Raw genomic sequence first — 6,000 nt, 5'->3', positions numbered from 1 at the left:
CTGAATATCCAGGTTATCCAAGTATTGTGGGAGCATCTGAAAATGCTTGTGTTTTACATTATACGACTAATTTGAAACAGGTGAATGCGGGTGATCTTTTGTTGAGTGATTGTGCGGCTGAATATCATGGATATACGGCTGATGTAACACGAACTATTCCTGCAAATGGCCGTTTTTCGCCCGAACAAAAGCTTATTTATGATTTGGTCTTGAAAGCGCAAGATGCGGGGATTGCCATGTGTAAAACAGGCATTCCGCATGACCGAGTAGATGCTGCAGCACGTGAGGTGATCTATACGGGTTTAGTTGGCCTAGGTATTGTCTCATCCAAACAAGAGGCCCGACAATACTTTCCGCACGGCACTTCACACCATGTGGGTTTGGACGTGCATGATTTAGGGCCGCGTACGTTGGCCCCTGGTGTTATTGTCACCGTTGAACCAGGGATTTATATTCCTGCTGGAAGTAATTGTGATAAAAAGTGGTGGAATATCGGTGTGCGAATTGAAGATGATATTTTGATTACCGAAACAGGTAATGAAAATTTGTCGGCTGGTTCACCGCGGACTACGGCCGAAATTGAAAAATTAATCAAGGAGCGGAGTCGCTTTGAGTAGTATTAAATATTTTTATGTATTTGTGTTATTAGTTTAGTTTCTTAATTTTATTTCATCATAAAAAATTGACAAATGAAAAATAAATTATCGATTAATTTCCGAGCTATGATGTTTGGATTATTTAGTTTACTTGTTTTGACGACAACTTCGTCATTTATCACCTTGCCAGATAATCCAGATGCCATTGTAGGTGTATGGAAAACAGGTGAAGGTAATGCGATGGTTCGTATCTACAAGAATGGTGAGAAGTACCAAGGAAAAGTAGTTTGGTTGAAGGAGCCAATAGATCCTGAAACGGGAAAGCCCAAATTAGACAAAAACCAGTCGGATGAAACCGCCAAAAAAAGACCTGTTTTAGGCTTGATTAATATTTGGGGATTTTTGCCTAAAGAAAATAATGTTTGGGACGAAGGAAATATTTATGATCCTAAGAACGGAAATACCTATTCATCTACAATGAAACTGATTAACGCAAATACGTTAGAGGTTCGTGGATACATCGGCGTTTCGTTAATTGGTAGAACGGATACTTGGACGCGTCAGGTTAAGTAAACCGATATTCTTTACGACATAAAAAAAGGCTTCAAATTTTTGAAGCCTTTTTTTTGTTAGGGAGAAACGAAGTTTAAACTAAAGTTTATGTACATCGGGTTGCCCATGGGGCTCGTGAAAAACCTGTCGGCATCTTCCTTGCCATCATACTTATTCATGACATCAAATCGATAGTTATAGCGTAATCCGGCTTGCACATTAAACCAAAGGAATCCAGTGATCTTTTTATCCCACATGATACGTGGTTTAAATTCTCCTCGCTGAATGAACCCTTCGCCATTTTTACTCTGAGGCAATTTGGTATAAAATTGATTTCCTTCTAATTCAAAGCCAACTTGTAGCATACTTGATGTAGAGAAATTATAGCGTAAAAATCCTTTTGCAGGTAACAAAAGCTCCATTCCCCAGCGATCATTGAATGTCTTATTCCAAAGGATTACTGGAACATATATCAATCTTCCGGCACGGTAAGTACGGGCGATACCTGTACCAATCATGTTTGATTCGGAGGTTTTCCAACCGTAAATTCCGGTCGCGCTTAAGGTTAACGCTTTTGAATCAATATCGCCAAGCTTAGGGAATACGCCATTGATATCAGCACTCGCTTGAAGAATTAAGAAATTCCGCTCATTGAGTGGTTTAAAAATGGTCGTGTTTATGCCTGTGCTCACTAAGGCATTAGATTGTAGGCTGGATACAAATGGATTATTGGCTTTATTGTTCTCGAATTCAAATTTGGAGCTCCAATAATTGGCGCCCAACTGCCATATAAATTTGTTCGTGGCAATGACAGGAACATTCACCTGAGCGCGAAGCATATTGACACGGTTTACATGAAACTCTTGTGGAGAAGTGTTCAATTCACTAAAACGTATACCCGGCATGTGAAATCCTGCATTGTAATCATACCCAATGCTAATGATTCGCTGTGGTGTTTGATTTAAAACTTTTTGCGTACAATATCTGATAACTCCTTCAGCCTCACCATATTGGCTGTAATCTTCGAAAACTTCAGTTGTGTCAGTCTGTGCGTAAACTCCTGTAGAAACAGCGAGTAGTATCAAGGTAATTATTTTTTTCATAGCGATAGGGTTGCTTTTTATGGCTGTAAATATATTGGTAAATCACTCAAAATTATGCTGTTACCCTATACTATTTTATTAGGGCTTGCTATTAATGGGTTGACAATACAAAATACCAAAGGCCCAGCGACAAACTGGGCCTTTAGAAAAATACATACTAGTGGAACTGGAGGGATTCGAACCCTCGTCCAAACCTAGAAACCGGAAGCTTTCTACACGTTTAGATTTGATCGATTTTCGATGGCCAACAGGTTCAGATCAGACCTTATTGATCACTTATTCACTGGATACTAATGATCGCTTAGTGAAATCGCAATCATCGACTCTGCATGGTCGACGCTCCGGGATCCCTAGCGGCAGAGTTTGGCCGGGGTGGAACGATGGCAATTGGTTAGTCTATCAGACTAAGCAGCCATGGCATACGAAGTATTGCCAGCTATAATTCGAAGGTTTTTTAAACAGGAAATACCCCCAACTCCCGACGTGCTAACAACCGATCTGCTTAAGCTGTCAAAACCGGTCAGTCCCAATAAGATTGCAAAGATACGTAATTAATTCAGCGGTAGCGCGGTCGTTGATTTAATTTCGTCCATCACAAATAAACTTGAAATGTGGGCAACAGACGGCAAAACAGCCAAATGCTCTTGGTAGAATCGATTGTAACTTTCTACATCTTCTGTCACTACCTTCAGGTAGTAGTCAAAATTTCCTGAAACCAAATGACATGAAATTACTTCAGGGAATGCCTTAATCGAAGCTTCAAACGAAGAAAAATTATCTCGATTTTGTTTTTCTAATGTAACTTGACAATGCACCAATAAGCCAAGATTTAATTTTTTGCGATTCAAAATGCCTACATAACCTTGAATGTAGCCTTCCGTTTCTAAGCGTTTCAACCGGTCATGCGTAGGACTAAGGGATAGATTCACCTGTTCAGCAATTTCCTTGATTGTTTTTTGGCTATTCACCTGGATAATTTTTAAAATCTGCAGATCTAGGCTATCTAAATTTGATTTAATCGCCATAAAGTTTTCGGTTTACAAGTAATTAATGACCTATTTTCGGAAATATTTTCTTCAAAAGTATAATTTTTTATATTATTTTCCTTATTTATCGGCTATATGCCATAAATTTTATGGCAGTGTATATATTTGCAATGTATTATACTTCATCAAAGGTAACGGCCAGCGAATTTTTCGTTGGCTGTTCTTTTTTAACCTAACCAAATCATGATTATAGCCGTTCCCAAAGAAATTAAAAAACAAGAATCACGCGTTGGACTTACGCCTGCCGGTGTTCAAAGTTTGATTGCCGCTGGCCACCAAGTCTACATAGAAACCCAAGCTGGTTTAGGTTCCGGATTTAGCGATTCAGCCTATGATCTCGTTGGTGCCAAAATCTTAGGCACTCCCCAAGAGGTGTATGCCATCGCGGATATGATTGTTAAAGTAAAGGAGCCCTTGGCTTCTGAATATCCCCTAATCAAGCCGAAGCAAATTCTATTTACTTACTTTCATTTTGCGGCCTCTAAAGAACTGACGCATGCTATGATTGAAAGTAAGGCAACGTGCATCGCTTATGAAACCGTGGAATTGGCCGACAGATCTTTGCCCTTACTAACTCCGATGTCGGAAGTAGCCGGTCGGATGGCCATCCAAGTAGGCGCCTATTTTTTAGGTAAACCGCAAGGTGGAAAAGGAAAAATGCTTGGCGGCGTGCCCGGTGTAAAACCTGCCAATGTATTAATTCTGGGAGGTGGGGTCGTTGGAACACAAGCCGCACGTATGGCTGCTGGTTTAGGTGCTAACGTCACCATCATGGATACTAATCTAGCTCGTTTACGCTATTTGAGTGATGTCATGCCTGCTAACGTCCACACCCAACATTCCAATCCGCATGCCATTCAAGAGCATTTGCCACATGTCGATCTAATTGTAGGTGCCGTGCTGCTTCATGGAATTAAGGCGCCACACCTCATTAAAAAGGAAGATTTAAAGCGCATGCAACCAGGTACGGTGCTAGTAGATGTGGCTGTGGACCAAGGTGGTTGTATTGAAACATGTCATCCAACAACCCACGAAGATCCTGTCTATGAAGTAGACGGAATTCTGCACTATTGTGTTGCTAATATGCCAGGTGCAGTTCCGCAAACGTCTACGATGGCGCTAACGCAAGCTACGTTGCCATACGTGCTTTTATTAGCGAATCAAGGTTACCAAGATGCTTGCTCGGCCAACGAGGCTCTAAATAAAGGTTTGACAATCTACGATGGAAAGTTATACCATCCTGGTTTAGCGGCGGCTTTCTCGTTGTAATTATAGGAAAAAATTGGCGTGGAAGTTGACAAGAAACACCTCATGCGTCGCACGGGTGATGGCAGTGTAAAGCCAACGAATATATTCGGCATCCACTTGTTCCTCTTTTAAATAGCCTTGATCGATAAAAACGGCTTTCCATTGGCCACCCTGTGATTTGTGGGTGGTCAATGCATAAGCAAATTTAACCTGTAATGCATTTAAATACGGGTCCTTTCGGATTGCCTCAGTCCGTTCTTTTTTCTTTGGTAAGTGCGCATAATCCTCACAAACAGAATCATATAGCTTTTTATTAGCCTCCTTACTTAAGGCTGACTCGGATGAATGCAGGGTGTCGAGCATGATTTTGGCTTCCACCTCAGGATGTTCTTCATAATCACACAGCCGTAAGCTGACCGTTAAGAATCGCATCCCATGCATTTCTTCCTCGCGCTTAATTTTCATGATTTCCACAAAGTCGCCATTGGCCAAAAATCCAGCTGGCGAATCTTCGTCCAACCAATGGTAATTATTACGCACGATCATCAATAAATCTCCCGATGATATTTCATCCTCTTGATACAAAATGGTCCGCCGAACAAACTCATTGAATTGAACCGCGCTCTTATTGGATCGCGTTAAAACGATTGTTTCCTCTTTCCCAAATTTCCGGTAGGCATACTGCATGCCATCTTCCATTTTTTCTCCCGTCATGCGGAAAATATCTTTAAAAGAGGCCGTATTAAACTTGATTTCCGTGGAGTTTTGAGCTAATAAGCCACGTAAGTTTGTGGCATTGTACAATATTCCAGAATGAATATCCTGACGCATGACATCCGTTAGTTCATGCTCCTTAACTTCCATGTGAAATTCTTTCGCAATGTAATCCGCGGAAAGGGCAGGCGAAAGAATTTTACCAATAGGAGGTAATTGAGCCGTATCACCCACAAAGATTAGCTTATTGCCAGTATGTCCATTTTCAGGATTGGTAAAGACATATTCAATCAAATCGGTCAATAAACTATTTTGGCCAAAATCAGAATCATCCGTAATCATGGATGCCTCATCAACAATAAACACGGTATTCGTGGCGTAGTTGGGCATGCGTTGAAAGGATAAAGTTCCCGAGTGTGGGTTACTTACCTGTCTGTAAATTTTTTTATGGATGGTGAATGCCTTCTTTTTCGAGTAATTAGCCATCACTTTAGCAGCACGACCCGTAGGCGCTAAAAGCTGCGTTTTATAACTGAAGGTTCCTAAAATCTTAATCAAAGTTGAAATGACGGTGGTTTTACCCGTTCCTGCGTATCCTTTGATGATGAATGTTAATGCCGACCACTCATCTTCGTTGACAATAAATTTATCCAATTGCGAAAATAATGCCGACTGCGATGGCGTCGGTTCGAAGGGAAATTTTTGATTTAGTAAGAAAGCTGGGCTTTTGGCAATACTCAT

At 40.9% G+C, this 6,000-nt stretch carries 6 protein-coding genes and 1 other RNA gene; 3 read left to right on the top strand and 4 right to left on the bottom strand.

The annotated features are described in order from the left end of the window. On the top strand, positions 1-617 hold a 617-nt coding region (locus tag ACIQ6T_RS06960), incomplete at its 5' end, for a M24 family metallopeptidase (protein ID WP_395785186.1). Between the two features lie 72 nt (positions 618-689). Then, the gene (locus tag ACIQ6T_RS06955; RefSeq protein WP_395785185.1) at positions 690-1,169 is read left to right on the top strand and encodes a DUF2147 domain-containing protein; all 480 of its coding nucleotides are present in this window, start codon (positions 690-692) and stop codon (positions 1,167-1,169) included. A gap of 56 nt (positions 1,170-1,225) precedes the next feature. On the opposite strand, the gene ACIQ6T_RS06950 is transcribed toward ACIQ6T_RS06955, so the two are convergent. The 3 genes from ACIQ6T_RS06950 to ACIQ6T_RS06940 all read right to left on the bottom strand — a co-directional run bounded on the left by ACIQ6T_RS06950 (position 1,226) and on the right by ACIQ6T_RS06940 (position 3,276). Further along, positions 1,226-2,251, bottom strand: coding sequence for a DUF6268 family outer membrane beta-barrel protein (locus tag ACIQ6T_RS06950; RefSeq protein ID WP_395785184.1), 1,026 nt, complete (start codon positions 2,249-2,251; stop codon positions 1,226-1,228). A 158-nt stretch (positions 2,252-2,409) separates the two neighbouring features. After that, positions 2,410-2,779: a transfer-messenger RNA gene (gene ssrA / locus ACIQ6T_RS06945) on the bottom strand. Between the two features lie 23 nt (positions 2,780-2,802). After that, positions 2,803-3,276 (bottom strand): Lrp/AsnC family transcriptional regulator, encoded by a 474-nt coding sequence (locus ACIQ6T_RS06940; protein ID WP_395785183.1) that lies wholly within the window; start codon positions 3,274-3,276, stop codon positions 2,803-2,805. A 204-nt stretch (positions 3,277-3,480) separates the two neighbouring features. Between ACIQ6T_RS06940 and ald the strand changes: the two genes are divergently transcribed. Then, on the top strand, positions 3,481-4,566 hold the full coding sequence (gene ald, locus ACIQ6T_RS06935; RefSeq protein ID WP_395785182.1) for an alanine dehydrogenase: 1,086 nt from the start codon (positions 3,481-3,483) through the stop codon (positions 4,564-4,566). On the opposite strand, the gene ACIQ6T_RS06930 is transcribed toward ald, so the two are convergent. Beyond that, positions 4,567-6,000, bottom strand: coding sequence for an ATP-dependent RecD-like DNA helicase (locus tag ACIQ6T_RS06930; protein WP_395785181.1), 1,434 nt, complete (start codon positions 5,998-6,000; stop codon positions 4,567-4,569). It abuts the gene before it with no gap.

The sequence above is a fragment of the Aquirufa sp. genome, from assembly GCF_044377215.1.
Taxonomy (GTDB): domain Bacteria; phylum Bacteroidota; class Bacteroidia; order Cytophagales; family Spirosomataceae; genus Aquirufa.
The sequence above is the reverse complement of the archived record's forward strand: the minus strand, read 5'-3'. Positions and strand labels throughout refer to the sequence as shown.

Excerpts from the sequence above, each read along its gene's own strand:
- ACIQ6T_RS06955 (WP_395785185.1), top strand. The coding sequence starts at position 690 with ATGAAAAATAAATTATCGATTAATTTCCGAGCTATGATGTTTGGATTA.
- ACIQ6T_RS06950 (WP_395785184.1), bottom strand. The coding sequence starts at position 2,251 with ATGAAAAAAATAATTACCTTGATACTACTCGCTGTTTCTACAGGAGTT.
- ACIQ6T_RS06940 (WP_395785183.1), bottom strand. The coding sequence starts at position 3,276 with ATGGCGATTAAATCAAATTTAGATAGCCTAGATCTGCAGATTTTAAAA.
- ald (WP_395785182.1), top strand. The coding sequence starts at position 3,481 with ATGATTATAGCCGTTCCCAAAGAAATTAAAAAACAAGAATCACGCGTT.
- ACIQ6T_RS06930 (WP_395785181.1), bottom strand. The coding sequence starts at position 6,000 with ATGAGTATTGCCAAAAGCCCAGCTTTCTTACTAAATCAAAAATTTCCC.